Below are 24,629 nucleotides of genomic sequence, written 5' to 3'. Positions count from 1 at the left end.
CAGGATGCCGCGCGAAGTGGCGACCGTTTCGCCTGCGAGGTCAGACCGCGGCGGAGATTGCCTCGAAGTCCTCGTCGGACAGCGTGACGGATGCCCCGGCGATGTTGTCCTCGAGGTGCTCGATGCTCGAGGTTCCCGGAATCGGCAGCATGACCGGCGAGCGCTTCAGCAGCCACGCCAGTGCGAGCTGCGACGGCGTCGCGCCGGTGCGCGCGGCGAGCTCGGCGAGCGGGCCTCCGGGCTGCGAGAGCGTGCCGGTCGCGAGCGGGAACCACGGGATGAATCCGATGCCGTGCGCGGTCGACCAGTCGAGCAGCTCCTCGGACTGGCGGTTCGCCACGTTGTAGAGGTTCTGCACCGAGACGATCGTGGCGACCTTCTGTGCCGCCTCGACCTCGGCGACCGACACCTCAGAGAGGCCGATGTGCCGGATCTTGCCCTCGCTCTGCAGCGCCGCGAGCTCGCCGACCTGGTCCTCGAGAGGAACCTCGGGGTCGATGCGGTGCAGCTGGAACAGGTCGATGGTCTCGAGCCCGAGATTGCGCAGGCTGAGCTCGGCTTGCTGGCGCAGGTAGGCGGGGCGGCCCACGGGCGTCCAGATGTTCGGGCCCTGGCGGGTGAGACCCGCCTTGGTGGCGATGACGAGGTCGTCGCGGTACGGATGCAGCGCCTTCTTGATGAGCTGCTCGGCGACGACCGGTCCGTACGAGTCGGCCGTGTCGATGAAGTTGACGCCGAGCTCGACGGCGCGCTGCAGCACGCGCACGGCGCCCTCTGGATCGCGGGACTCGCCCCAGACGCCCGGCCCGGGCAGCTGCATCGAGCCGAAGCCGAGCCGGTTCACGGTGAGGTCGCCGCCCAGCGCGAAGGTACCGGATGCCGCGGCGGTCAGTTCTGTGTCAGTCATTCAGCTCTCCTCAGGATGTTCTTCTCGGGTCAATTCGATGGCGCCGCCGGCAATTCCGCGATCCCGGCCGCGGGTCGCGGTTTACGCTCTGCGCAAAACTCAGGGCCGTCGTGCGGGTGCGGGGCACAGAGCCGCGGAAACTCGGGCGTGCGCTGCACGTCGTCCGAAAACCGCCCGGAGTTTTGCGCAGCCGCAGCCGCAGCCGCAAAGCAGCCGCAACTGCGAGGCGGCCGCCCTACGCCTGCGCAGCCGCAGGCGCCGCTCGGCTGAAGGGCGCCGGGTCGAACACCCCGTAGCGCTCGCGGAACTCCGCGACCGGCGCAGGCCACAGCAGCGTGAGGTGGCCGGACGATTCGTCGCGATACCAGCTCGAGCAGCCGCCCTGCACCCAGACCGTGCCCGCCGCGAGCCGGTCGATCTCGGCCGAGTAGGCGGATTCCGCCTCGGCCGTGACCTCGAGCGGGGCATCCGTCGCGTCCAGGTGGTCGAGCGCACCCAGCACGTAGTCGAGCTGCGCCTCGATCACCTCGAACGCCGAATGGTGGCCGAGGGCGGCGTTCGGGCCGTCGAGCACGAACAGATTGGGGAATCCGTGCACGACCGTCGACGCGTGACTCGTCATGCCGTCGCTCCAGTGGGCGGCGAGCGACTCGCCGTCGCGGCCCGTCACCAGCCGAGCGAACGGCGGGCGCGTGGTCTCGAATCCGGTCGCGAACACGAGCACGTCGAGGTCGTAGCGGGCACCGGATGCCGCGACCGCGGTCGCTCCCTCGACCGAGCTCAGCGCGCTGGGCTCGAGGGTCACGTTCGACTGCTGCAGCGCCGCGAAGTAGTCGTCGCTGAACACCGCGCGCTTGCAGCCGAGCTCGTAGTCGGGGGTGAGCGCGGCGCGCAGGGCGGGGTCTGCGACCTGGGAGTCGAGGTGGGCGAGCGCGCGGTCGCGCAGCGCTGCGAGCTCGGTCGATCCTGTGATGCGGGCGTCGAAGAGGCGCTCGGCCTCGGCGGACAGCTCGGCGCGGTCGGGCTGGGGCTCGCCCGGCGCGAACGCGCGATCACCGCGCGGCAGCACCCAGGCCGGCGTGCGCTGGAACACGGTGACGGATGCCGCGGCCGCGGCCACCTCAGGCGCGAGCTGCACCGCGCTCGCCCCCGTGCCGACGACGCCGACGCGGAGGCCGGCGAGGGACGCGTGGTCCCAGCGCGCGGAGTGGAAGGCGCGGCCCGGGAAGGTGTCGAGGCCGGGGACGGCGGGCGTTTTCGGCTCGCTGAGGCGGCCGGCGGCCATGATGAGGGCGCGGGCGGAGTATGCGCCGCGGGGGGTCGCGAGCCGCCAGCATCCGTTCTCGTCGTCCCAGCGCGCGCTCGTGAGCGGCTCGCCGAGCCGGAGGTGCGGCTCGAGGCCCTCGGCATGCGCGGTCTCGCGCAGGTAGTCGAGAATCTCGGCGCCAGGGGCGAAACGGCGCGACCAGCGGCGGGGCGGGCGGAAGGAGTAGGAGTACAGCCGGCTCGGGATGTCGCACGCGACGCCCGGGTAGGAGTTGTCGCGCCAGGTGCCGCCGACGTCGTCGGCGCGCTCGAAGATGAGGAAGTCGTCGCGGCCGGCGCGCGTGAGCTGCGCGCCCATGCCGATGCCGGCGATGCCGGCCCCGATGACAGCGACGTCCATCACGCGACTTCCCCGTAGGTGGTCGTGCGCTGCCGCACCGGGCGGCCGAGCTCGGCGGCGAGCCGCGTGACGTCGGCGACCGTGAGCTGGCGCCCCTGCTCGGGGCCGGCGCTCGGGTCGATCACCCCGTCGAGCAGCACTCCGCCGAGGTCGTCGGCGCCGCCGGCGAGCACGAGCTGCGCGCCGCGCAGGCCGAGCTTGGTCCACGCGGCCTGGATGTGGTCGATGCGCCCCGCGAGCATCAGGCGCGCGACGGCGTGCACCGCGCGCGACTCGCGCAGGCTCGGGCCGGGCCGCGCGCCCGGCACCTCGACCGGCGACTCGCTCGGCAGCCAGGGCATCGCGATGAACTCGGTGAAGCCGCCGGTGCGGTCCTGCAGCTCGGCAAGCTTCCGCAGGTGAGCGACCTGATCAGCGGCGGCTTCCACGTGCCCGTAGACCATCGTGGCGGTCGAGCGCAGACCGGCGCGGTGCGCGTTCTCCACAGCCTCGAGCCAGACGGATGCCGCAATGTCGGTGGCCCCCGTCAGGATGCCGCGTATGCGATCGTCCAGAATCCGGGCCGCGGTGCCCGGCACGGTGTCCACGCCGGCTTCCCGCAGCCGCTCCAGCCACTCGGCGAGGGGCAGCCCTGCGCGGGCCGCGCCGTCGAGGACCTCGGCGGGCCGGAACGCGTGCAGGTGCAGCCGCGGCTGGGCCTGCTTGACGGCACGGGCGAAGTCGAGGTAGCCCGCTGCGCCGAGCTCGCGGGGCGGCGTGCCCTGCGCGCAGATCTCGGTCGCGCCGAGGGCCGCGGCCTCGTCGACCAGCGCAGCGAGCCGCTCGGGCGGCAGCCCGAGGGCAGGGTCGAGGTTGCGGTTCACCGCGTAGGTGACCGTGTCGCCGACGCGCTCGTGCCGCACCCGGTCGGCGAGGGCGGTGAGGGTCTCGAGGTCGTCGCCGTCGGCGTGCAGCAGGGCGACGTATTCGGCATCCGTCAGTCCGGCCGGGTCGGCCTCTGCGCGCTTCAGCACCGACTCGAGGTAGGCGTCGTGCCGGGCGAGCCCGTAGTCGTCGGCGAGCTCGAGCAGCCGCGGCCGCAGCCGGTCGTCGAACCAATCGGCGCCCCGCCCCGCGGCGGCGGCAGCCCCGGAAGCGACCGCGCCCCGCGCCTCCCGCAGGTAGTGCGGGTGCGCGGTGAGCCGCTCACGCAGCGTGTAGCCGCCCTCGGCGGTGAGCCGCGCGAGCTCCTCGATCTGCGGCCAGGGGCGCTCGGGGTTCACGTGGTCGGGGGTGAGCGGCGAGACACCGCCCCAGTCGTCGATGCCGGCCCTGATGAGAAGGGCGAGCTCGCCGGCATCCGTCAGGTTCGGCGGCGCCTGCACGCGCATGCCGGGGCCGAGCAGCACGCGGGTGACGGCGACGGCGGCCGCGTACTCCTGCGTCTCGAGGTCGGCGGCGCCCATCATCGCGGTGGCCGGCTTCGCCCGGAAGTTCTGCACGATCACCTCTTGGATGTGCCCGTGCTTCTCGTGCGACGCCCGCAGCGCGAGCACGGCGTCGATGCGGTCGGCGGCGGTCTCGCCGATGCCGAGCAGCACGCCGGTCGTGAACGGGATGCGCGAACGCCCGGCGTCGTCGATCACCCTGAGGCGCAGCGCCGGGTCTTTGTCTGGCGAGCCGAAGTGCGCCTCGCCGGGCGTCTGCCAGATGCGCGTCGAGGTGGTCTCGAGCATCATGCCCATCGACGGTCCGTAGGGCTTCAGCCGCTGCAACTCGGCCCACGACATGACGCCGGGGTTGAGGTGGGGCAGCAGCCCGGTCTCGGCCAGGATCAGCTCGGCCATCGCCCGCACGTAGTCGAGCGTCGACGCGTAGCCGTGCTCATCGAGCCACTGCCGGGCGATCGGCCAGCGGTTCTCGGGCCGGTCGCCGAGGGTGAGCAGCGCCTCTTTGCAGCCGAGCGCGGCGCCGGCGCGCGCGACTTCGAGCACCTCCTCGGGCTCCATGTACGGCGAGATGCCCGCGGCCGCCAGCTTGCCGGGGCTCTGCACGAAGATGCAGTAATGGCAGCGGTCCTGGCACAGGTGCGTGAGCGGGATGAACACCTTGCGCGAGTAGGTGATCACCCCGGGCCGCCCGGCCGCAGCCAGCCCCTCGTCGCGGATGCGCCCGGCCGCCGCGAGCAGCCGGTCGAGGTCGGCGTCGCGAGCGGCGAGCAGCGTCACGGCATCCGTATGAGAAAGGGAAGTCCACGGCTCGCGCACGGCCTCGAGCCGGTCTAGTGCGCCGTCGAGCTCATCGGGGCGGACATAGGGTGCAGCAGGGGTGCGCAACATCAGCGGAACGGCCATGGGTCACCTGGGCATAGTGGGGCGGATACGGATGCCGAGCCGAAACGCCATCAAAGCCAGATGCGCGCAGCCCGGCGGCCCAAATCCAGGCCGCTGCCGATGGAGTCAGCCTAGCCCCGGAACGGTCAGCCCGGGCGCTGCCGCCCGCCCGATAGGCTCGCCACATGGGGGTGTGGTGGGCCGCTCACTGGACGGAAGTGCTCGGCTTCGTGACGGGGGCGGGCTCTGTCGTGCTCGCGCAGCGCCGCAGCATGTGGAACTATCCGGTCGGCATCCTCAACAACCTCGTCTTCATCGTGCTGTTCGTGCCCGCCGCGCTCTACGCCGACGCCGGGCTGCAGCTCGTCTTCCTCGCCCTCGCCGTCGCGGGCTGGGTCGGCTGGTTCCGTGCCCGCCGCGCCGAGAGCACCGCGCACCTCGAACGTGACGAGGCCTTCGTGCTGCGCACCCCGCGGCGCGCCGTGCCGTGGCTCGTGGCATCCGGCATCGCGCTCGCGGCCGTGCTCACCTGGCTGCTGACCGCGTTCACCGACTCGACCACGCAGCTCGCCGACGCGACGACGACCGCGGGCAGCATCGTCGCGCAGTACATGCTCAACGCCCGCTGGATCGAGAACTGGTTCGTGTGGGCCGCGATCGACGTCGGCTACGTCGGGCTCTACGCGGCGAAGGGCCTGTGGATCACCGCCGCGCTCTACCTCGGATTCATCGGCCTGTGCGCGGCCGGCTGGGTCTCGTGGCGCCGCACTGCCGCGGCGCACGCGGGCGCGAGCGCAGGCACAGGCACAGGCGCAGCAGCCGATCGGATGCCGGGGCCGGGGGTCGCCGCCGATGCGTGAGTTCGCCCACGGGCTGGTCCTCGGCAAGTTCTATCCCTTCCACTCCGGCCACCAGGCGCTGATCAGGCAGGCGCTGCGCGAGTGCGAGCAGGTCACGGTCGAGGTGCTCGGCGCGAGCGTCGAGACGATCCCGCTCGAGGTGCGCGCCGACTGGGTGCGTGAGGAGCACCCGACGGCCCGGGTGGTCGCCGCGATGGATGACGCGCCCGTCGACTTCGCCTCGGCCGCCGCGTGGGACGCGCACATGCCCGTGATCGAGGAGCTCCTGGAAGGGCCCGTCGACGCGGTCTTCACCTCCGACGAGTACGGCGCCGAGCTCGCTCGCCGGCTCGGCGCGCGGTGGCGCCGCGTCGACGCGGGCCGGGTGGGGAATCCGATCTCGGGCACCGCCGTGCGCCGCGATGTCGCCGCGCACTGGCACGAGCTGCCCGCACCCGTGCGCGCCTGGTTCACGCGCCGCATCGTGGTGCTGGGCGCCGAGTCGACCGGCTCGACGACCCTCGCCGAGGCGCTCGCCGATGCCCTCGGCACGGTGTGGGTTCCCGAGTACGGCCGCGAGCACAGCGTGACGCGCGACGGCGGCCTCGACGCCCCGTGGCGCAGCGACGAGTTCGACCTGATCCTCGACCGGCAGATCGCGCTCGAGGCAGCCGCGGCTCGGCGCGCCCCGCGCCCCGAGCTCGTCTGCGACACCGACGCCCTCGCGACGGTACTCTGGCACGAGCGCTACGTCGGCGAGGCGCCGCAGCGCATGTGGGATCGCGCGATGCGGCATCCGCCCCTCGCCTATCTGCTCACGGGTGACGAGATCCCCTTCGTGCAGGACGGCACGCGCGACGGCGAGCACCTGCGGCACGCGATGCAGCAGCGCTTCCGTGCGGTGCTCGCGGCGCAGCCGGTGCCGTGGCTCGAGGTTCGGGGCACGGTCGCCGAGCGCCTCGCGCAGGCGCTCGCCTTCGCGGCCGAGCAGCTGGCGGGCGCGCTCGCGGTGGGCCCGTCGCTCGAGGAGCTGGGCGCAGCACACGACGACACGAGGGGCGACGGATGCCTGCAGCAGGCGTGACCGACTACGAGAACCCCGAGCGCTGGCGGCGCACCTCGGCGGCGCCGACCAACCCGGCCGACCCGGCGGCGGGCGCCGCCCCGCAGTACACGGCCGACGACCTCTTCGCGGCGGCGGCCCCGGTTGAGACCTCCCTCGACGAGAAGCTGCGCCAGGCCTACTTCTGGCTCGTCAACCGGGCCGTCATCTCGCCGTACTACGACGTCGAGTTCGGCCTCGACCGCGCCATCCGCTTCACACTCGGCGATGCCGGCGCCGAGCTCGTGCTGCCGGCCGAGCAGTCGTACTCGTCGAACGTGCTGCTGCCGCTGCTCACCTTCGCCGTCGGCGGCCGCTGCCTGCTCGTCGGCGGCCCGGGCCGGGGCAAGACGACGCTCGCGGTGCTCATGGGGGTGCTCGCCGGCTCGAGCGCCGAGCAGGTGCGCCGCGAGGTGCAGCAGGGGCAGCCGCAGCTCACGGTCAGCGACCTCGTCGGCATGCCGCTGCCGCGCGATCTCGTGACCGCGGGCAGCCTCGCCGAGATCACGATCGCGTGGCGCTCGTGGCTCACGAGCCCGGTGAAGATCATCGACGAGTTCAACCGCATCCCGACGAAGACGCAGTCGGCGCTGCTCACGATGGTGGCGGAGGGCTACGTCGAGTCGCACGACCAGCTGCACCGCACGACGCCCGAGGGCGGCGTCGACAGCTGGTACTTCACCGCGAACGACGACGCGGGCGGCGGCACCTTCCCGGTGATCCAGGCGCTGCTCGACCGCATGGACGTCACGGTGCCCGCCCTCGGCTTCAACAGCCGCTTCTTCGACGAGCTCGTCACCCGCGTCGAGGCGGGCGAGCGGCCCGAGGACCACGTGCCGGCCGAGCTCGTCTTCGACGCGGCGCAGCGCACGGCGATGCGCGCCGCCATTCGCGCGGTGCCCGTGCCGCCGGCCGTGCGGCGGCGCCTCGAGCACTTCATCGGCCAGTTCGAGTTCGCGCAGCACGGCGGCCGCCGCTTCGAGTACCGCACGAAGGACGAGGTCGCCACCGCGGGCGGCAGCGTCGCCGAGGTGATCGGCGCCAACACGGGCGCCGACCTCGAGGTCGACCCGGGCGCGCAGACGCTCAACTCGGTGTCGCCGCGCGCCCTGCAGACGCTGATCCTGTTCGCGAAGGCCTCGGCCTGGTTCCGGGGCCGGCCCGCGGTCGAGCTTGAGGATGTCCGCGCGATGCTGCCTTTCGTGCTGCGCGGCAAGCTCCGGCCCAACCTCGAGCACCCGCACTTCGAGTCGGGCGACGGCCGCGAGCTCGCCACCGACCCGCTGAGCTGGCTGGCCGAGCTGTTCGACGCCGCCCTGCTCGAATACACCGCGCAGGACCGCGATGCCGACGACCCGACCGGTCGGCTGCTCGCGGAGTTCGCAGGCGGCCTCGACGGACTTGCCGCCCTCGAGGTCTCGCGGCGGCTGACCGCGATCGAGGGGCGCATCGCGCAGATCGCCGAGACCGGCAAGCTCTACGGCCGCGACTTCGACGAGCTCGTCGCGCTCAAGTACCTGCACCAGCGCTACAGCAACTACCGGCGCTGGCTGGGCGGCTCGTGATCGCACGGCCCGGCCACTCGATCGATGCGGGAGAGACGGATGCCGCGACTCCGCCCGTTCCCGCCGTCGCGGGTCTCGACGTCGGGGCCTCCGTGCAGCGCGTCGTCACGTGGGGCGGCGACCGGGCGCGCTACCTGCGGGCGCTCGGCCGTGCGCTCGCGGCGGTGCCCGGACTCGCCGATGACAGGGCGGGGTTCACGGATGCCGCCGCCGTGGCCGGCTGGCGTGCGGGCACCCTCGGCCTGCGCGCCGACGCCCTGAGCCGTATCGAGCGGGCTCTCTCCTCGTCGCTGCCGGGGCAGGCGTCGGGGCCGGCCCCTGCGCTTGCTGCCGCGCTCGGGCTGCCGGGCGGCACGGATGCCACCCGCGCCGCGCGCGCCGCGCTCGCCGCCTTCGCCGCGGGGCAGCACGCCGACCGCTTCCACTGGCCCGGCTGGGAGGCCGGCGGCTACGTGCTCGCTCGGCTCGGCGGATTCATCGGCCTGGGCGGCCCGTGGCAGGAGCCCCCGATCGACCCCGAGCCGCTGGGACCCGGCCGGTGGCGGGTCACCGTCGCCGGGCATCCGTGGCATATCGAGTGCGACCTGTTCGGGCACGTGATCTCGCCCGAGACGCTCGCCGCGGTCGACGAGACGCCGGGCCGCGCCGAGCTGGCGGTCTCTGCGTACTCCTACCTCGCCATCGTGCACAGCCCCCGGGCGGCGGCGTGAGCACCGCCGAGCTCACGCCCGAGCAGTCCGTCGCGTGGCAGGCGGCGCAGCGGCTGTGGGGTGTGCGCATGCACCCGCCCGCGGTGCTGCCCGACGCCGGCAGGCCCTCGTTCAGCTGGTTCGGCTTCCCGCCGGCGATCACCTTCGACCCGGCGCTCCTCGCGCGCGAGGGCGGGGCGGGGCACCTCGTCTCGGTGTTCGCCCACGAGCTCGGCCACCACGTGCTCGCCCCGAGCACCCGGCTCGACGGGCTCAAGATCGACTACCAGATGGCCCGCACCATCGCGGCGAGCGACCCCGGCCACGTGCTCGACGTGCGCGAGGAGGCGGCGCACCTCGCCAATCTGTGGGAGGACCTGGTCATCAACGAGCGCGTCGTGCGGGCGCAGCGTGCCGCGGCGCCCTCGGCCGAACCCGATCTGATCGCGCTCTGGCGCGCGCTCTCGGCGCCGGTGCTCGCCCAGGGCCCGCAGGGCGCCGAGGCCGACCCGGCCTGGTGGGTCTACCTGCGCGCCTACGAGCGGCTGTGGCGACTGCCCGCCGGAACGCTCTGCGATCCGCACGAGCCGCACCTCTTCCGCGAGGCCGCCCGCCGGGCCGCCGCCGAGGCCGAGGGGCAGATCGCGGCGGCCGGCGCCAAGGTCGGCAACCTCGATCAGGAGGGCGCGCGGGCCGACCTCGCCCAGCAGCTCTTCGCCGAGGCCGACGCCGTGCTGCTCGCCGACACCGTGCGCCGCTTCGGCGCCGACCCGGTGGCGGGTGCGGCGCCGTGCGGCATGATCCTCGCGCCGTACCTCGTGGTGAGCCGGCGGCTGCGGGAACAGCGCCAGCGAGCCGCGCTGGCGGGGCAACCGGGTCAGACGGGGCAGCCCGGGCAAGGCGCGCCGGCGGAAGGCGCCGGCAACGTCGCCTGCGCGGCCGACCCCGGCGCCGCGCCGACCGCGGGCGAGCTCGCCCGGGTGCTCGCCGATGCGCGGCTGCGCGAGCGGCTGATCCACCCGGTGGACGCGCTGGCGGGCGAGCAGGCAGACTCCGCGACGGACGGCCCCGACGACGGCACCGGGGCGACTGCGGCGACGCGCTCCTCCGGCCAGAGCTTCGGCATCGCCGAGACCCTCGAGCTGTTCGCGGGAGCGGACCCCGACGCCGTCATGGCCGCCTGGTACGAGGCCGAGGCGCGGCCGTGGGTTTCCCCGCTGCAGCGGCGCGGTGAGGCATCCGCCGCCCCCGAGCTGCCCGGCCCGCTCGAGCTGTGGGAGACCGGCGAGGACCTCTCTGACATCGACTGGCCCGCCACGCTCGCGGGCGGCACCGTCGTCGTGCCGGGCGTCACCACGGTGCGCCGCACCTTCCTCGCCGACGAGCCGAGTCGCGCCGAGGTGCCGGTGGCGCTCGACCTGTACATCGACTCGTCGGGGTCGATGATGTCGCCGCAGCAGGGCTCCCCGGCGGTGCTGGCCGGCATGATCCTCGCCCTCTCGGTGCTGCGCGGCGGCGGCCGCGTGCGCACCACGAGCTTCTCGAGCGCCGGGCAGGTGGCGGGCACGGCCGACTTCTCACGCGAGCGCGTCGAGATCGTGAAGGGTCTGACGACCTATTTCGGCGGCGGCACCACCTTCCCGCTCGACCTGCTGGCGCAGCGCTACCTGGCTTCCCGCCCGCGCCGCGGCGAGGAGCGCCACCTCGTGGTGCTCACCGACACGGGCTACGTCTCGCTGCTCGGCCACGGGCAGGAGCAGTTCGCCGAGGTCGCGGCCCGCGTGCGCGCGCACGTCGCCGACGCGACGATGGTGATCGACGGGCGCGTCAGCGATGAGGAGAGAACGGATGCCGCCGCGGTCGGCTACGAGCTGATCGAGGTCGCCGGCATGGAGGGCGCGCCCGCGGTGTGCGCGCGCCTCGCGGCGAAGATCGCCGGAAGGAGCACGCGGTGAGCGCGGAGGACCTCGCGGCGGAGAGCGGGCAGAGCCCACTGGCGCCCTGGTTCGCGGAGGGGCTGGACGAGCAGGGCGCGTGGCAGCGCCTCGCGCCCGGGCCGGGCATCGACGAACTCGCTGCCCGCCTCTCGACCGTGCCGCAGGCGTTCCTCGAGGGCGACGGGCCCGACGTGCTCGCGCTGGCCGGCGACGTCTTCGACGAGCTGCGCCTGTCGAGCGGCGTCCACCCGCTCGTGGGGGCCGCGACGCGCATCGCCGCGGTCTCCGCCCCCGCCCGCATCGCCGCGGGACTCGGCCTCTGGCTGTACGCCTCGGAGGAACTCGTCGGCCCTTTCGCCGCGCCGCTGCGGCGCGACACCGCGGCGCCCGCGCTGCTGGGGCTCGCGCTGCGCCTCGCGCCGATCGTCGCGCCGTCGCGCTGGCTCATCGAGTCCGAGCGCCGAGAGGAGGCCGTGCGCACCTTCCTGCTCTGGGGTGGCATGCTGCCGGCCGGTGAGAGCCTCGACGACGCCCGCGCCCGCTTCGAGCTGTGCGACTCGCTCGCGCGCGACGAGGCGCTGCGGCGTGCGCTCGACGAGCACGAGCACCGGCTCGAAGTGGTGCGCCGTCTCGAAGCGGCCCGAGCCCGCGAGGCCGCAGCCAGGTACGGCCATGAGTAACCCGCGCGACACTCCCGACCCGCTCGCCCTGCCCGACTACGTGCCGCAGGGGCAGGTCGCACTCAGCGACGACGAGCGCTGGCCCGGGCTCAGCGCGGCGGGGCGCGCGCGGCGGGAGCGCGTGCTGCGGCATCCGCTCGCCCCGCCCTGGCTGCACGCCGCCGGCCATCGCCTCGATGCCGCAGCGCAGGCGCGTGCCGCCGCCGATGCCGCCGCCCCGGTGCCGCCCGACTGGCTCGCGGCCCACTTGGCGCGCGCGGCCCGGCTGCCCTTCTACCGCGACCATGTCGGCCCGCTCGTGAGGCTCGAGGACTTCCCGCTCATCTCCCGCGACGATCTCGCCGCCGACATCGCCGCCTTCGTGCCCTACGGCGCCGATCTCAGCGAGGTGCTGCACGGCACGAGCTCCGGCTCGACGGGCGCCGCGCTCGTCATGCCCGACGACCCCGACGAGCTCGCGCGCGGCTTCCACTGGATGGTCGGTCTCGTGCGCGGGCTCGGCGTCGACTGGCGGCCGGATGCCGCGCGCGGCCTCGCGCTCGCCCACGTGGTGCTGCAGCGCCAGGCCTTCACCTACGTCTCGGTGCTGCCGGCGTTCGGCGAGGCGGCGATGGCGCGCGTGAACCTGGCTGAGGCGGACACGGGATTCCTGGCCGAGCTCGACCCGCAGGTGATCAGCGGCTCCCCGACGAGCCTTGAGCGGCTGCTCGAGCCGGACTACGCTCGGGCGCTGCATCCGCTCGCGCTGTTCTCCGGGGCGATGGCGCTCAGCCTGCCGCTGCGCCGCGAGCTCGAGGCGGTGTTCGGCTGCCCCGTGATCGACGTCTACGGGCTGCACGAGACCCGGCCGGTCGCCGTCAGCGTGGACGGCGGCCCGCACGTGATCGCGGATCGGCGCGTGCACGTCGAGGTGCTCGACGCCGCCGGTCGCGCGGTGCCGCCCGGCGAGGTGGGCGAGGTCGTCGTGACGGCCGGCGAGAACCGCTTCCTGCCGCTGGTGCGCTATCGCACGGGCGACACGGCCCGGCTCGTCGAGCTCGGCGGGCGCCCGGCGCTCGCTGAGCTCGAGGGGCGCGCGAACACGATCTTCACCGCAGCCGACGGGCACGCGGTGCCCTGCGTCGACCTCACCCAGCAGCTGCAGGCGGCCGGGGCGCGCGGCTGGGCGGTCTCGCAAGCCGCGGATGGCACGGTGAGCGCCGTCATCGCCGGCGGGGACGAGGCGCGGGTGACGGATGCCTTGGCCGCGCTGCTGGGCACGCCGATCGCGGTGCGGCGGGTGCGGTCGATCGCCGAGCTCGGCGAGGGCAAGCCCCGGCGGTTCTCCACAGCTGCCGGTTCGATCCGGCACGGCTAAGCCGCTCGCGCTAGAATCTATATATCGCTTATATAGAGGGGGCGCTCATGACGGTGACGAGCATCGACCTCGACCCCGAGTTGATCGAGGCGGCGAAGAAGGCGACCGGCGCGACCACGATCAAGGAGGCCGTGATCCGCTCGATGCAGACGGCGGTCCGGGTTGCCGCGCCGGATCCGGACTTCGAGCGGCGGCTGCGCAGCATTGCGATTCCCGAAAGCGAATGGACGCTTGAGACGATCGACTACCCGGTCGACGACGAGTCGAGCGAGGAACCCGCGCACCCCGCCGCGACGAGCGCCGAGCACGTGTGACCCGCATCATCGTCGACAACAGCATCTGGGCGCGCATCCTGACGGACGTGAAGTTCGCCGATATTGTTCGGAGCCTGCAGAGCTCGCCGTACAACCAGATCGTGACGTGTCCACCGCAGGCGTTGGAGTTCTGTCACCCGGCGCGTTCCCTGAGCGAATACGAGACGCGCCGCGCCTTCATCGACTCCTTCGAGTCGCTCACGCGCAAGCCTGAGCAGTGGGAGATCCTCGACCTGCAGCGCGCGCTCTGGCGGGCCGGCCTCGGTCGCGCTGCGGGGACATCGGATCTCACCATCGCGGCCTACGCCATCGCCAACGACGCGACCGTGTTCGCCGCCGACCGCGACTTCGTGCACATCGCCCGCGCGAGCGGCGGCCGCCTCAAGCAGCGGTACTTCGCGCCGTAGCCGCAGGCCTCAGCGCGAGGCGGAGTCGCGCCTGATCCTTTCCAGCCACTCCGTGACCGCGGCACCGACGAGCCCGAACTGCTCGCCGATGATGTTGTGCCCGGCCGCGTCGAGCACGAGGAACGACGCCCGCGGGTAGTGCTCGAGCCGCCGCCACGCGTCGACGTAGCCCACCACCTCGTCCTGCCGGCCGACGACGAACAGCGCAGGCTTCGTGAACGGGCCGGATGCCGCGTCTTCGGGCTCGACGTCGAACGCGTAGTTCTGTGCGATGCGCTCGAGAGCGGGTTGGTCGATCGCCTCGACGCCCGGCTCGACGGTCTCGACGTAGTTCGCGAGCCCCGCCGCGGACTGCCACACCGCGAAGTCGCGGTAGCCCGTTGCGGTCTTCTCGGGCACGCCGTCGAACAGTGCGGGTTCCTCATGCAGCACCGTGCGCGGCGGTGCCGTGCGCGCGCCGTGCTTCGCGACGAACACCCCTGCGAGCGTCGCGAGCCCGAGCACCTGCTCGCCGAAGTCGTGTGCGAGCCGGCGCGCCAGCATGCCGCCATAGGAGTTGCCCAGCACGGCGAACGGCTCGTCGCCGACGGCCTCGCGCACGGCATCCGTCAGCGCTCGCGCCACGTCTTCGGTGCTGGCGACCTCGCCGATCGGGGTCTGCCCCATGCCGGGAAGGTCGACGTAGATGCGCCGCCACCCGCCGTGCGCCGCGATGGTCTCGTCGAGCGGAAGCAGGATGCGGTGATCGACACCGAAGCCGTGGATCAGAACGAGGGGTGTCCCCTCGCCGCGCGTCTCACTGTGCACGGCTCTGACTCTAAAGACGGCCACCGACATTCAGCGGTGCCGAATGCACGCTCAACGGCGATCCTGCGTGCATTTCGCACCTCTGAGCGGGTCACTCACCCACGATGGCCGCGATCAGGCCGGGGAACTTCGCGTCGAGCTCTGCGCGGCGCAGCTGGATCTCGTGCCGCCGGCCGTCGATCAGCGTGTGGGTGAGACCGGCCTCGCGCAGGATGCGGAAGTGGTGCGCCATCGTCGACTTCGTGACGTCGACGCCCCAGCCCTCGAGGGACTTCGCCTTCGGCTCCCCGTCGGCGAGGACCCGCACGATGTGCAGCCGGATGGGGTCGGCGAGCGCCTTCATGACCTCCACGAGGTCGACGTCGGCCATGTCGGGGGAGGGATAGTCGGGCATCCGTGCAGCGCCTTCTCGAAATAGTTCGACAATCATCGAACTATCCCGTACTCTGATCGTATGACGGTCATCGAACAATCCAATGCTACCCGCTCCGTCGGGCTGAAGCTCGGAATTCTCGCCGCGGGCCTCTTCGTCGTCGGCACCAACGCGTTCGTCATCGCGGGCGTGCTGCCCTCCATCGCCGCGTCGCTCGGGGTGAGCACCTCGGCGGTCGGCTACTCGATCACCTGGTACGCCGTGGTGGTCGCCGTCGCCTCGCCCGCGGTCTCCGTGGTCTTCGCACGGGTTCCCCGCGCCGCGCTCATGGCGGCCGGGCTCGCGCTGATCGCCGTGGGCACCTTCGTCGCGGCCGCCGCCGGCTCGATCGAGGTGTTCGTCGTGGGCCGGATCGTCGCCGCGCTCGGCGGCGCCGCCCTGGTGCCCGCCGCGACCGCCGCCGCGCCGGCCCTCGTCGCCCCCGAGCAGCGCGGCCGTGCGCTCGCCGCGACCGGCCTCGGCTTCGCCCTCGCCACGGCCATCGGCTCGCCCTTCGGGACCTTCCTCGCCGAGCTCGGCGGCTGGCGTCTCGCCCTCGGGGTACTCGCCGGCATGGCGGCGGTGCTCACCGCCGCGGTCGCGCTTCTGGTGCGCGGCATCCCGAGCGGGCCCGCGCTGTCCTTCGGCGCCCGCTTCGCGGTGCTCGCCCACCCGCGCATCCTGCTGACGCTGCTCGCGACCCTGTTGCTCGTGCTCGCCTTCAACCTCGTCTATGTCTTCTCGAGCTCTGTCGCGCACCCGGCGACGGGCGGCAGTGAGGCCGCGCTCGCGGCGCTGCTGCTCGCGTACGGAGTCTTCGGCATCATCGGCAACTGGCTCGGCGGCCGGCTCACCGACCGCATCGGCGGCCGCCGCACCGCCCTGTGGGGGCTCGCGATCGAGGCCGCGGTATTTCTCGCCCTCATCGCGGTGCGCGGCGGCTTCGTCGCGACCCTCGTACTGTTCGCGGTGTGGGGGCTCGGCACCTATGCGGCGATCGTGCCGGTGCAGCACCGGCTCGCGTCGATCGACCCGGCTCGCGCCGGCATCTCGCTGTCGTGGTACTCGACGTCCATGTATGTCGGCATCGCCCTCGCGCCGGTGGTCGGTGCCGCGGCGCTCGGCTCGGGGGTCACGGCGCTGCTGCTCGTCGCCGCGGCTGCCGCGGTCGCCGCGCTGCTGGTCTTCGAGGCGGCGCACCGGGGCGCGCGTTCTCCGGTGGTCGAGTAGCCCGCGAGGCGGGTGTATCGAGACCCCCTCTGCACACGGGCGGAGATTTCGGTGCGCCCTCGGCGTGTCGGGGCGTGCAGCGCCCGTTCCGGGCAGTTTTTCCGCCCGTGTGCACGGCCCCTCAGCCCAGCTCGCCCGCCAGGTCGAGCGCCTCACCCGCGAGAGCGGCGGATTTCGCGGCATCCGTCATCCACAGCGGCACCGCACGAGAACGGATGCCGAGCGCTTCGACCTCCGCCACGGAAGCCGCATCCTCCTCGCCGACGAGCCAACCGTCGAGCAGCCCGTCGGCCCCGTCGGCCCCGCCGGCCCCGGCACGCCGCGCGCCGTAGTGTCGCGCCACCGCGAGCGCCGACGTCTCCACTCCGATGGCCGAGAGGCAGGCATCCGCATATCCCCGCACCGCGGCCCCGCCGATGATCGGCGAGACGCCGACGACCGGCGCCGCAGACGCTGCGAGCCCCTCGCGGATGCCCGGAACCGCCAGCGTGGTCCCCACCGACACCACGGGATTCGACGGGGCGACGAGGAACACGTCGGCGGCGGCGAGCGCGTCGCGCACCGCCCGCGTGGCCGAGGCCCCCGCGAGCCCGAGCTGCACGAAGCGCCGGGCGGGCACGGCGGCGCGGTGCTTGACCCACCACTCCTCGAAGTGCACGAGCTCTGGGCCCGAGCCGAGGTCGATCTCGACATGCGTCTCGACCGGCTCGTCGCTCATCGGCAGCAGCCGCACGGGCAGCCCGGCGCCGTCGTTCCAGCGCGACGCGAGCCGCGCGACGACGTCAGTCAGCGGCATCCCCTCGCGCAGCAGCGCCGAGCGCGCGATGTGCGTTCCGATGTCGAGGTCGCCGAGCGTGAACCACGGCCAGCCGACGCCGTAGGCCGTGAGCTCGGCCGAGACCCGGTACGACTCGTCGCGCAGCCCCCAGCCGCGCTCTTCGTCGTTGACTCCGGCGAGGGCGTACATCATCGAGTCGAGATCGGGGGTGACGCGCAGTCCGGCGACCCACGAGTCGTCGCCGGTGTTGACGACCGCGGTCACGGTCGGGCGATCGGACGGTGACGGGTGCCTGCGCTCGAGCTCCGCGACGAGACCGCGCGTGAACCGCGCGCCCCCGACGCCCCCGACGAGGACGACGATGTTCTGTGGCATCCCCCGAGCCTATTCGGCGGCTATGCGACGACCGGGGCGAGCAGCGCCGCGACCGAGGCCGCCCGCTCGACCGGCAGCGCGCCGACGGTGACCCGGATGCCCGGCGAACCCGGCTCGTCCGCCGTGAACGGCGCCCCGGCGGCCACGCGCACGCCCGCCGCGGCGAGCGTCTCGACGGCCGCGCGCTCGTCGCGCACGGGCAGCCACAGGTTGATGCCGTCGCCCGGCGCGACCGCGACCCCGAACGAGCTCAGCGCGGCTGCCAGCGCCGCCTGCCGCTCGGCGTAGACAGCGCCCGCGCGCGCCACCGAGGCCACCGCGAGCGGGTCGCGCAGCAGCTCGAGCAGCATCGTCTGGAGCATCCGCGAGGTCCAGCCGGGGCCGAGCAGCCGGCGCGCCACGATGCGGTCGACGAGCGGCCGCGGGCCGCCGAGCGCGGCGATGCGCAGGTCGGGCCCGTGCGACTTCGAGAAGCTGCGCAGGTGCACGACCTGGCCGGGCAGCCAGGTGCCGAGCGACACGTCCGGCGCGCCGGAGATGAGTCCGGAGTGGTCGTCTTCGATGACGACGACGGATGCCCCGCGGCGCTGCCCCGCGATGATGCGCGCGAGCTCCTCCGCGCGCTGCGCCGACAGCGACGCCCCGGTCGGGTTCTGCGCCCGCGGCTGCAGCACCACGGCCGAGACACCGCGCGCCAGCGCGCGGAACAGCGAGCGCGGCGTGACGCCGGCGCCGTCGACCTCGAGCGCGACCCGCTCCACCCCGTGCGCTTCGAGCAGTTCGAACAGCGGCGGGAAGCCCGGCACCTCGACCGCGACCCGGTCGCCGAAGCGCACCACCTGGTCGAGCGTGCGCGAGAGGCCGTCGAGGGCGCCGTCGATCACGGTGAGCGCCTCGGCCGGGTACGGCCACGCCGTGCGCAGCAGCCGGTGCAGCTCGGGGATGACGGGCAGCTCCTGATACGAGCCGGTCCCCGCCTGCCAGCGCAGGCGCGCGGCGATCGGCTCCAGCTCGGGCAGCAGCGCGACATCCGGGGTGCCGCGCGAGAGGTCGAGCTCGGCCTGAGGCGCGTGGCCGGCGAGCTCCGCCATGCTGCGGGGCAGCCACGAGGCATCCGTCGCCCCCGGGTCGCGCACGAAAGACCCCGACCGCCCGCGCGCCACGATCAGACCTGCCGCGAGCAGCGTCTGCCAGGCGTGCGACACCGTGGCGGGCGAGACTCCGAGCTCCGCGGCGAGCTCGCGCACCGTGGGCAGCCGGTCGCCCGGCGCCAGCTCGCCCGAGGTGATCTGCCGCGCGATGCTTGCGGCGATGCCTCGCGGCGAGGTGTCATCAGGCGCCGGCAACATTTACCGCCTCGTCACGCGAGGAAATTGTCGGGAAATGTTCACGCCGAACGATAACAGAACCGACAGTTGGAGGATTCGATGACGGTCATTCGAGCCGCGATCACGCAAACCACCTGGACTGGCGACAAGGAGTCGATGCTCGACAAGCACGAGCAGTTCGCCAGGGATGCCGCGGCGCAGGGCGCCCAGGTGATCTGCTTCCAGGAGCTGTTCTACGGCCCGTACTTCGGCATCACCGAGGACAAGAAGTACTACTCGTTCGCGGAACCCGCCGACGGCCCGATCGTGCAGCGCTTCGCCGCACTCGCGAAAGAGCTGGGCCTCGTCACGATCCTGCCGATCTACGAAGAGGACATGCCCGGGGTCTACTACAACACGGCCGTGGTGGTGGATGCCGACGGCAGCGTGCTCGGGAAGTACCGGAAGCACCACATCCCGAACCTCGACAAGTTCTGGGAGAAGTTCTACTTCCGCCCGGGGAACCTCGGCTACCCGGTGTTCCAGACCGCCGTCGGGCCGATCGGCGTCTACATCTGCTACGACCGGCACTTCCCGGAAGGGTGGCGCGAGCTGGGCCTCAACGGCGCCCAGATCGTCTTCAACCCGAACGCGACGAAGCCCGGCCTCTCCAACCGCCTGTGGGAGATCGAGCAGCCCGCGGCGGCCGCCGCCAACGGCTACTTCGTCGCGGCCCCGAACCGCGTCGGCCGCGAGGACAACGAGTACGGCGAGCTGGCGGTCGACTTCTACGGCTCGAGCCAGTTCGTCGACCCGCGCGGCAACGTCATCGGCGGCTACGCCTCGGGCGCCGAGGAGGAGCTCGTGATCCGCGACCTCGACCTCGACCTGATCAGGCAGGTGCGCGACGACTGGCAGTTCTACCGCGACCGCCGGCCCGAGTCGTATACGAGCATTCCGAAGCCGTAGCGGGTCTCGATACGCGGCCGTAGGCCGCTACTCGACCAACGGAGAGCAGGAGACCAATGAAGACCCTCATCACAGGCGGCACCGTCGTCAACGCGACCGGCACCGTCGCCGCCGACGTGCTGATCGACGGCGAGCAGATCGTCGCGGTGCTCGCGCCGGGCTCGCAGTTGCTCGGCAGCGACCTGACGCAGAGCGTCGACACCGTCCTCGACGCCGCGGGCAAGTACGTCATCCCGGGCGGCGTCGACGCGCACACCCACATGGAGATGCCGTTCGGTGGCACCTTCGCCAGCGACACCTTCGAGACCGGCACGCGCGCGGCCGCGCACGGCGGCACGACCACCATCGTCGACTTCGTCGTGCAGTATGCGGGCGAGAATCCGCTCGACCAGTACGCGCTGTGGCACGAGAAGGCGGCGGGCAACTGCGCGATCGACTACGGATTCCACCAGATCCTCTCGGATGTCCAAGACAGTTCGCTCACCGCGATGGACGAGCTCATCAAGGAAGGCGTGACGAGCTTCAAGCTCTTCATGGCCTACAAGGGCGTCTTCCTGTCGGACGACGGCCAGATCGTGAAGGCCATGCAGAAGGCGGCCGACACGGGCTCGATGATCATGATGCACGCCGAGAACGGCGCCGTGATCGACGTGCTGCAGCAGCAGGCGCTCGCCCGCGGCGAGACGACGCCGTACTACCACGGCACCACCCGGCCCTGGCAGACGGAGGCCGAGGCGACGCACCGCGCCATCTCCTACGCAGGCATGACCGGCGCCCCGCTCTACATCGTGCACGTGAGCGCGAAGCAGGCCGTCGAGGAGATCGCGGCGGCGCGCGACCGCGGCCAGAACGTGTTCGCCGAGACCTGCCCGCAGTACCTCTACCTCAGCCTCGAGGAGCAGCTCGGCGCGGTCAGCGACCAGTGGGGCAGCTTCGAGGGCGCCAAGTGGGTGTGCTCGACGCCGCTGCGCAGCCGTGCCGAGGGCCACCAGAACCACATGTGGCAGGGGCTGCGCACGAATGACCTGCAGGTCATCTCGACCGACCACTGCCCCTTCTGCATGAAGGACCAGAAGGAGCTGGGCCTCGGCAACTTCGCGAAGATCCCGAACGGCATCGGCTCGGTCGAGCACCGTCTGGACCTGATCTACCAGGGCGTCGTGCTCGGCGAGATCTCGTTGCCGCGCTGGGTCGAGCTCACCTCGACCACCCCGGCGCGCATGTTCGGCTTCTACGGCAAGAAGGGCGTCATTCAGCCCGGGGCGGATGCCGACGTCGTGATCTACGACCCGAACGCCCACACCACGATCTCGGCCTCGACCCACCACATGAACATGGACTACTCCGCATGGGAGGGCTTCGAGATCGACGGCGGCGTCGACACGGTGCTGAGCCGTGGTCGCGTCATCGTCTCCAACGGCACGTACACGGGCACGAAGGGCGACGGCGCGTTCATCAAGCGCGGCCTGAGCCAGTACCTGGTATAGCGGGGGAGCGAGCATGGACTTCGGCGTCGTCCTCCAGACCGACCCGCCGGCGAGCCGGGTGATCCACCTCGCCGAGCTGGCGGAGCAGCACGGCTTCACGCACGCGTGGACCTTCGACTCCCACCTCCTGTGGGAGGAGCCGTACGTCATCCACTCGCAGATCCTCGCGAAGACCCACAAAATCAAAGTCGGCCCCTTCGTCACGAACCCCGCGACGCGGGACTGGACGGTCACGGCATCCGTCTTCGCCACCCTGAACGAGCTGTACGGCAACCGCACCGTGTGCGGCATCGGCCGCGGCGACTCGGCCGTGCGCGTCACCAACGGCAAGCCCGTCACGATGGCCGAGCTGCGCGAGGCGATCCACGTGATCCGCGAGCTCGGCAACTCGCGCAGCGTCGAGTACAAGGGCTCGACGCTCCGCTTCCCCTGGTCGAAAGGCAGCGAGCTGCCGGTGTGGGTCGCCGCCTACGGCCCGCAGGCGCTGAAGCTGACGGGCGAGGTGGGCGACGGCTTCATCCTGCAGCTGGCGGATCTCGACGTAGCCGAGTGGATGATCACGGCCGTGAAGGATGCCGCCCGTAAGGCGGGCCGCGACCCGGAGGCGCTCGACATCTGCGTGTCGGCGCCCATGTACGTCGGCGACGACTGGCACCACATGTACGAGCAGACCCGCTGGTTCGGCGGCATGGTCGGCAACCACATCGCCGACATCGTGAAGCGCTACGGCGAGAACGGCGGCGCGGTGCCGCAGGTGCTCGTCGACTACATCAAGCAGCGGGAAGGCTACGACTACAACCAGCACGGCCGCGCGGGCAACACCCACACGGCGTTCGTTCCCGATGAGATCGTCGACCGGCTGTGCGTGCTCGGGCCGGCATCCGACCACATCGCGAAGCTCTCGGCCCTCAAGGAGCTGGGCGTCACCCAGTTCGCGGGCTACCTGCAGCACGACAACAAGGAGGAGACGCTGCGGGTGTACGGCGAGACGGTGATCCCGGCGGTCTCCGACCACGTGATCGCGAAGGCATAAGACGGATGCCTGCGAGCGTGCGCCGAGTCTTGTATGCCGTTGCCGGCATGCTTCTGCTCGCCGCCCTCTGGGAGCTCTACAAGGCGGTCGGCCCCGCCGACGGCGTGCACTGGGGTGAGACGCTCGTGCTGCCGCGCACGAGCGACCTCGCGATGCCGCACCTGTGGTCGATGTTCCAGCGCTACGGCCAGCCGGTGGACTCCTCGGCCGGCTCGCCGACCGTGCTCAGCGCGGTCGTGCGCGCGAGCCTGTTCAGCCTCGGCATCGCGGCCTGCGGCTGGGCGGCAGGGGTGATCCTCGGCGCGCTGCTCGCGCTGCTGATGGTGTCGTGGCGGCTCGCCGAGCGCAGTCTGTTGCCCTATGTGATCCTCAGCCAGACCGTGCCGCTCATCGCGCTCGCGCCGCTCGTCGTCACCTGGGGCTCGCAGATCCATCTGGGCGACTTCGTCTGGAAGCAGTGGATGTCGGTGGCCGCGATCGCCTGCTACCTCGCGTTCTTCCCGATCTCGGTGGGCCTGCTGCGCGGGCTGCGCGCGGCGCCGGCGACGCAGCTCGAGCTGTTCCGCAGCTTCGCGGCGGGCTGGTGGCGCACGCTGTGGCACCTGCGGCTTCCCGCGGCCATCACCTATCTGCTCCCGGCGCTGCGCATCGCGGCCGCGGCGGCCGTCGTCGGCGCGATCGTCGCCGAGGTCTCGACGGGCATGCAGGGCGGCATCGGCCGCACGATCCTCGCCTACGGCATCTCGGCCGGCGGCGACCCGGCGAAGCCGTGGGACGCGATCTTCGGCGCCGTCGCCGTCGGGCTCGTCGTCGCGGGCCTGGTCTCGCTGATCGGCCTCGGCCTCGGCAGGTTCCGCAGAGGAGAGGAGTCGGCATGACCGACGCAGCCCCCGTTGTCGTCGAGAACGTCACGCGTGTGTTCCAGGCCGGCCGCAGCACGGTGACCGCGCTCGACGACGTGAGCCTCACGGTCGAGCCCGGCGAGTTTGTCTCGCTCATCGGACCGAGCGGATGCGGCAAGAGCACGCTGCTGCGCCTCATCGCCGACCTCGACGAACCCACGGCGGGCACCGTGAGCGTGTTCGGCAAGACGGCCAAGCAAGCGCGTCTCGATCAGGACTACGGCATCGCGTTCCAGCAGGCCGGCTTGCTGCCCTGGCGCACGGTCGCCGCGAACATCGCCCTGCCCCTCGAGCTGCACCAGACTCCGGCATCCGATCGCCGCTCTCGCGTCGCCGAGCTGCTCGCCCTCGTCGGCCTCGAGGACTTCGCAGGGCATTACCCCGACCAGCTCTCCGGCGGAATGCAGCAGCGCGTCGCGATCGCCCGCGCGCTCGCCGAGAAGCCGCGCTTGCTGCTGATGGATGAGCCGTTCGGCGCCCTCGACGAGATGACCCGCGAGCGCATGCAGACCGAGCTCGTCCGGCTCTGTGCCGAGACCGGCGCCGCCGTCGTGTTCGTGACGCACTCGATCCCCGAGGCGGTGTTCCTCTCCGACCGGGTCGTCGTCATGACGCCGCGGCCGGGGCGCGTCACGCGGGTCATCGAGGTGGGACTCGGTGCGGCATCCGATCGCGGGGAGAAACTGCGCGAATCCGCGGATTTCTACGCCACCGTCACCGCCGTGCGCGAGGCCCTGCACGGCGACGGCGCGACCCTGCCCGTGGGGGTGGAGACGCGATGAGCGGAGTGGGCAGGCTATGGCGGGTCGTCGCGCCGCCCGTCGTCTTCGGCGCGCTGTTGATCGCGGCGTGGCAGGCCTTCGTGGTCGGCGCGCAGATCAAGCCGTTCCTGCTGCCCGCGCCGAGCGCGATCTGGCAGATGATCACCCGCAACCCGGCGCTCATCTGGCACGCCTCGCTCGTGACGGGCGGCAACGCGCTCGTCGGGCTGATCGCGGGCGCGCTCGTCGCCGTCGTGCTGGCCGCGATCGCCGCGGCGGTGCGCGTCATCGACCACCTGAGTGCTCCGATCGTGGCGGCCATCGCCGTGCTGCCGATCGTCGCGGTCGCGCCGGTGCTGTACACGATGTTCGGTGCGGGCTCGCAGCTGCCGCGGCAGATCGTCGCCGGCATCGCGGCCTTCGCCCCCGTGTTCCTCAACACGCTGCGCGGGCTGCGCCAGGTGAAGCCGGTGCACCGCGAGCTGATGACGGCGTACGCCGCGACCCCCTGGCAGGCGACGCGCACGGTGACGCTGCCCGGCGCGCTGCCCTATCTCTTCTCGGGCGTCAACGTCGCGGCATCCCTCGCCGTGATCTCGGCGCTCGTCGCCGAGTACTTCGGCGGCCCCCAGACCGGCCTCGGCTCGCTCATCACCTCGGCGGCCGCGAACAGCGGCTACGCCGCGGCATGGGCCTACGTGTTCGGCGCCATCGTCGTCGGACTCGTCTTCTACCTCGCGACTCTCGGCCTCGAGAAGGCCGTGACGCGCGGGCGCACCACCTAGCACCTTCC

The 24,629-nt window shown here is 72.4% G+C and carries 23 protein-coding genes; 16 read left to right on the top strand and 7 right to left on the bottom strand.

Annotated features, from left to right (window positions below; all coding sequences use genetic code 11):
* Window positions 1–40: 40 nt before the first annotated feature.
* The 3 genes from ABD708_RS00835 to cofG form a co-directional block, all read right to left on the bottom strand.
* Window positions 41–907 (bottom strand): aldo/keto reductase, encoded by an 867-nt coding sequence (locus ABD708_RS00835; protein WP_344751381.1) that lies wholly within the window; start codon window positions 905–907, stop codon window positions 41–43.
* Window positions 908–1,142: 235 nt separating this feature from the next.
* A complete protein-coding gene (locus ABD708_RS00830) occupies window positions 1,143–2,573 on the bottom strand; it encodes a flavin-containing monooxygenase (protein WP_344752161.1) in 1,431 nt (476 codons plus the stop codon).
* Window positions 2,573–4,906: a 7,8-didemethyl-8-hydroxy-5-deazariboflavin synthase CofG gene (cofG, locus tag ABD708_RS00825; protein WP_344751380.1), complete on the bottom strand. Its 2,334-nt coding sequence runs from the start codon at window positions 4,904–4,906 to the stop codon at window positions 2,573–2,575. The genes ABD708_RS00830 and cofG overlap by 1 nt, the downstream gene beginning before the upstream one ends.
* Window positions 4,907–5,070: 164 nt before the next feature.
* Between cofG and pnuC the strand changes: the two genes are divergently transcribed.
* Genes pnuC through ABD708_RS00780 form a run of 9 tightly spaced genes read left to right on the top strand, consistent with a single transcriptional unit; the run spans window position 5,071 to window position 13,775 of the window.
* Window positions 5,071–5,745, top strand: coding sequence for a nicotinamide riboside transporter PnuC (gene pnuC, locus ABD708_RS00820; protein ID WP_344751379.1), 675 nt, complete (start codon window positions 5,071–5,073; stop codon window positions 5,743–5,745).
* Entirely contained in the window at window positions 5,738–6,808 is a 1,071-nt protein-coding gene (locus tag ABD708_RS00815; protein ID WP_344751378.1) for an AAA family ATPase, read from the top strand. Before pnuC ends, ABD708_RS00815 begins: the two co-directional genes overlap by 8 nt.
* Window positions 6,790–8,391, top strand: coding sequence for an AAA family ATPase (locus tag ABD708_RS00810; RefSeq protein ID WP_344751377.1), 1,602 nt, complete (start codon window positions 6,790–6,792; stop codon window positions 8,389–8,391). Before ABD708_RS00815 ends, ABD708_RS00810 begins: the two co-directional genes overlap by 19 nt.
* Window positions 8,388–9,101, top strand: a complete 714-nt coding sequence (locus tag ABD708_RS00805; RefSeq protein WP_344751376.1) for a hypothetical protein — start codon at window positions 8,388–8,390, stop codon at window positions 9,099–9,101. Before ABD708_RS00810 ends, ABD708_RS00805 begins: the two co-directional genes overlap by 4 nt.
* A complete protein-coding gene (locus ABD708_RS00800; RefSeq protein ID WP_344751375.1) occupies window positions 9,098–11,035 on the top strand; it encodes a vWA domain-containing protein in 1,938 nt (645 codons plus the stop codon). Before ABD708_RS00805 ends, ABD708_RS00800 begins: the two co-directional genes overlap by 4 nt.
* Complete coding sequence (locus tag ABD708_RS00795) at window positions 11,032–11,697, top strand: phosphohydrolase (protein WP_344751374.1); 666 nt, start codon at window positions 11,032–11,034, stop codon at window positions 11,695–11,697. Before ABD708_RS00800 ends, ABD708_RS00795 begins: the two co-directional genes overlap by 4 nt.
* On the top strand, window positions 11,690–13,054 hold the full coding sequence (locus ABD708_RS00790; RefSeq protein WP_344751373.1) for an AMP-binding protein: 1,365 nt from the start codon (window positions 11,690–11,692) through the stop codon (window positions 13,052–13,054). The genes ABD708_RS00795 and ABD708_RS00790 overlap by 8 nt, the downstream gene beginning before the upstream one ends.
* A gap of 47 nt (window positions 13,055–13,101) precedes the next feature.
* Window positions 13,102–13,368 carry a hypothetical protein gene (locus ABD708_RS00785; protein ID WP_344751372.1) on the top strand — a complete coding sequence of 89 codons (267 nt, stop codon included), beginning with the start codon at window positions 13,102–13,104 and terminating at the stop codon, window positions 13,366–13,368.
* Window positions 13,365–13,775: a DUF5615 family PIN-like protein gene (locus ABD708_RS00780; RefSeq protein ID WP_344751371.1), complete on the top strand. Its 411-nt coding sequence runs from the start codon at window positions 13,365–13,367 to the stop codon at window positions 13,773–13,775. The genes ABD708_RS00785 and ABD708_RS00780 overlap by 4 nt, the downstream gene beginning before the upstream one ends.
* Window positions 13,776–13,784: 9 nt before the next feature.
* Here ABD708_RS00780 and ABD708_RS00775 read toward each other — a convergent pair whose 3' ends face one another.
* Window positions 13,785–14,582, bottom strand: coding sequence for an alpha/beta fold hydrolase (locus tag ABD708_RS00775; protein WP_344751370.1), 798 nt, complete (start codon window positions 14,580–14,582; stop codon window positions 13,785–13,787).
* A gap of 91 nt (window positions 14,583–14,673) precedes the next feature.
* Window positions 14,674–14,976 (bottom strand): ArsR/SmtB family transcription factor, encoded by a 303-nt coding sequence (locus tag ABD708_RS00770; protein WP_344751369.1) that lies wholly within the window; start codon window positions 14,974–14,976, stop codon window positions 14,674–14,676.
* Window positions 14,977–15,036: 60 nt separating this feature from the next.
* Here ABD708_RS00770 and ABD708_RS00765 point away from each other — a divergent pair, with 60 nt between their 5' ends.
* A complete protein-coding gene (locus ABD708_RS00765) occupies window positions 15,037–16,224 on the top strand; it encodes an MFS transporter (protein WP_344751368.1) in 1,188 nt (395 codons plus the stop codon).
* A gap of 121 nt (window positions 16,225–16,345) precedes the next feature.
* Here the strand turns inward: ABD708_RS00765 and cofD are convergent, their stop codons facing one another.
* Entirely contained in the window at window positions 16,346–17,377 is a 1,032-nt protein-coding gene (cofD, locus tag ABD708_RS00760) for a 2-phospho-L-lactate transferase (protein ID WP_344751367.1), read from the bottom strand.
* A 20-nt stretch (window positions 17,378–17,397) separates the two neighbouring features.
* Complete coding sequence (locus ABD708_RS00755) at window positions 17,398–18,726, bottom strand: aminotransferase class I/II-fold pyridoxal phosphate-dependent enzyme (RefSeq protein ID WP_344751366.1); 1,329 nt, start codon at window positions 18,724–18,726, stop codon at window positions 17,398–17,400.
* A 78-nt stretch (window positions 18,727–18,804) separates the two neighbouring features.
* Between ABD708_RS00755 and ABD708_RS00750 the strand changes: the two genes are divergently transcribed.
* The 6 genes from ABD708_RS00750 to ABD708_RS00725 are packed head-to-tail and all read left to right on the top strand — an operon-like array spanning window position 18,805 to window position 24,621.
* Entirely contained in the window at window positions 18,805–19,653 is an 849-nt protein-coding gene (locus ABD708_RS00750; protein ID WP_344751365.1) for a nitrilase-related carbon-nitrogen hydrolase, read from the top strand.
* 56 nt (window positions 19,654–19,709) lie between these two features.
* Entirely contained in the window at window positions 19,710–21,140 is a 1,431-nt protein-coding gene (hydA, locus tag ABD708_RS00745) for a dihydropyrimidinase (RefSeq protein ID WP_344751364.1), read from the top strand.
* 13 nt (window positions 21,141–21,153) lie between these two features.
* Complete coding sequence (locus tag ABD708_RS00740; RefSeq protein ID WP_344751363.1) at window positions 21,154–22,173, top strand: TIGR03842 family LLM class F420-dependent oxidoreductase; 1,020 nt, start codon at window positions 21,154–21,156, stop codon at window positions 22,171–22,173.
* A 47-nt stretch (window positions 22,174–22,220) separates the two neighbouring features.
* Window positions 22,221–23,051, top strand: a complete 831-nt coding sequence (locus ABD708_RS00735; protein ID WP_344751362.1) for an ABC transporter permease — start codon at window positions 22,221–22,223, stop codon at window positions 23,049–23,051.
* Entirely contained in the window at window positions 23,048–23,857 is an 810-nt protein-coding gene (locus ABD708_RS00730; protein ID WP_344751361.1) for an ABC transporter ATP-binding protein, read from the top strand. Before ABD708_RS00735 ends, ABD708_RS00730 begins: the two co-directional genes overlap by 4 nt.
* Window positions 23,854–24,621: an ABC transporter permease gene (locus ABD708_RS00725; protein ID WP_344751359.1), complete on the top strand. Its 768-nt coding sequence runs from the start codon at window positions 23,854–23,856 to the stop codon at window positions 24,619–24,621. Before ABD708_RS00730 ends, ABD708_RS00725 begins: the two co-directional genes overlap by 4 nt.
* The last annotated feature ends 8 nt before the right edge of the window (window positions 24,622–24,629 follow it).

The sequence above is a fragment of the Gryllotalpicola koreensis genome, from assembly GCF_039538185.1.
Taxonomy (GTDB): domain Bacteria; phylum Actinomycetota; class Actinomycetes; order Actinomycetales; family Microbacteriaceae; genus Gryllotalpicola; species Gryllotalpicola koreensis.
Note: the sequence above shows the minus strand (reverse complement) of the source record. Positions and strands in the feature narration are given on the sequence as shown.

Excerpts from the sequence above, each read along its gene's own strand:
- ABD708_RS00835 (WP_344751381.1), bottom strand. The coding sequence starts at position 907 with ATGACTGACACAGAACTGACCGCCGCGGCATCCGGTACCTTCGCGCTG.
- ABD708_RS00830 (WP_344752161.1), bottom strand. The coding sequence starts at position 2,573 with ATGGACGTCGCTGTCATCGGGGCCGGCATCGCCGGCATCGGCATGGGC.
- cofG (WP_344751380.1), bottom strand. The coding sequence starts at position 4,906 with ATGGCCGTTCCGCTGATGTTGCGCACCCCTGCTGCACCCTATGTCCGC.
- pnuC (WP_344751379.1), top strand. The coding sequence starts at position 5,071 with ATGGGGGTGTGGTGGGCCGCTCACTGGACGGAAGTGCTCGGCTTCGTG.
- ABD708_RS00815 (WP_344751378.1), top strand. The coding sequence starts at position 5,738 with ATGCGTGAGTTCGCCCACGGGCTGGTCCTCGGCAAGTTCTATCCCTTC.
- ABD708_RS00810 (WP_344751377.1), top strand. The coding sequence starts at position 6,790 with ATGCCTGCAGCAGGCGTGACCGACTACGAGAACCCCGAGCGCTGGCGG.
- ABD708_RS00790 (WP_344751373.1), top strand. The coding sequence starts at position 11,690 with ATGAGTAACCCGCGCGACACTCCCGACCCGCTCGCCCTGCCCGACTAC.
- ABD708_RS00785 (WP_344751372.1), top strand. The coding sequence starts at position 13,102 with ATGACGGTGACGAGCATCGACCTCGACCCCGAGTTGATCGAGGCGGCG.
- ABD708_RS00770 (WP_344751369.1), bottom strand. The coding sequence starts at position 14,976 with ATGCCCGACTATCCCTCCCCCGACATGGCCGACGTCGACCTCGTGGAG.
- ABD708_RS00765 (WP_344751368.1), top strand. The coding sequence starts at position 15,037 with ATGACGGTCATCGAACAATCCAATGCTACCCGCTCCGTCGGGCTGAAG.
- cofD (WP_344751367.1), bottom strand. The coding sequence starts at position 17,377 with ATGCCACAGAACATCGTCGTCCTCGTCGGGGGCGTCGGGGGCGCGCGG.
- ABD708_RS00755 (WP_344751366.1), bottom strand. The coding sequence starts at position 18,726 with ATGTTGCCGGCGCCTGATGACACCTCGCCGCGAGGCATCGCCGCAAGC.
- ABD708_RS00750 (WP_344751365.1), top strand. The coding sequence starts at position 18,805 with ATGACGGTCATTCGAGCCGCGATCACGCAAACCACCTGGACTGGCGAC.
- hydA (WP_344751364.1), top strand. The coding sequence starts at position 19,710 with ATGAAGACCCTCATCACAGGCGGCACCGTCGTCAACGCGACCGGCACC.
- ABD708_RS00740 (WP_344751363.1), top strand. The coding sequence starts at position 21,154 with ATGGACTTCGGCGTCGTCCTCCAGACCGACCCGCCGGCGAGCCGGGTG.
- ABD708_RS00735 (WP_344751362.1), top strand. The coding sequence starts at position 22,221 with ATGCTTCTGCTCGCCGCCCTCTGGGAGCTCTACAAGGCGGTCGGCCCC.
- ABD708_RS00730 (WP_344751361.1), top strand. The coding sequence starts at position 23,048 with ATGACCGACGCAGCCCCCGTTGTCGTCGAGAACGTCACGCGTGTGTTC.
- ABD708_RS00725 (WP_344751359.1), top strand. The coding sequence starts at position 23,854 with ATGAGCGGAGTGGGCAGGCTATGGCGGGTCGTCGCGCCGCCCGTCGTC.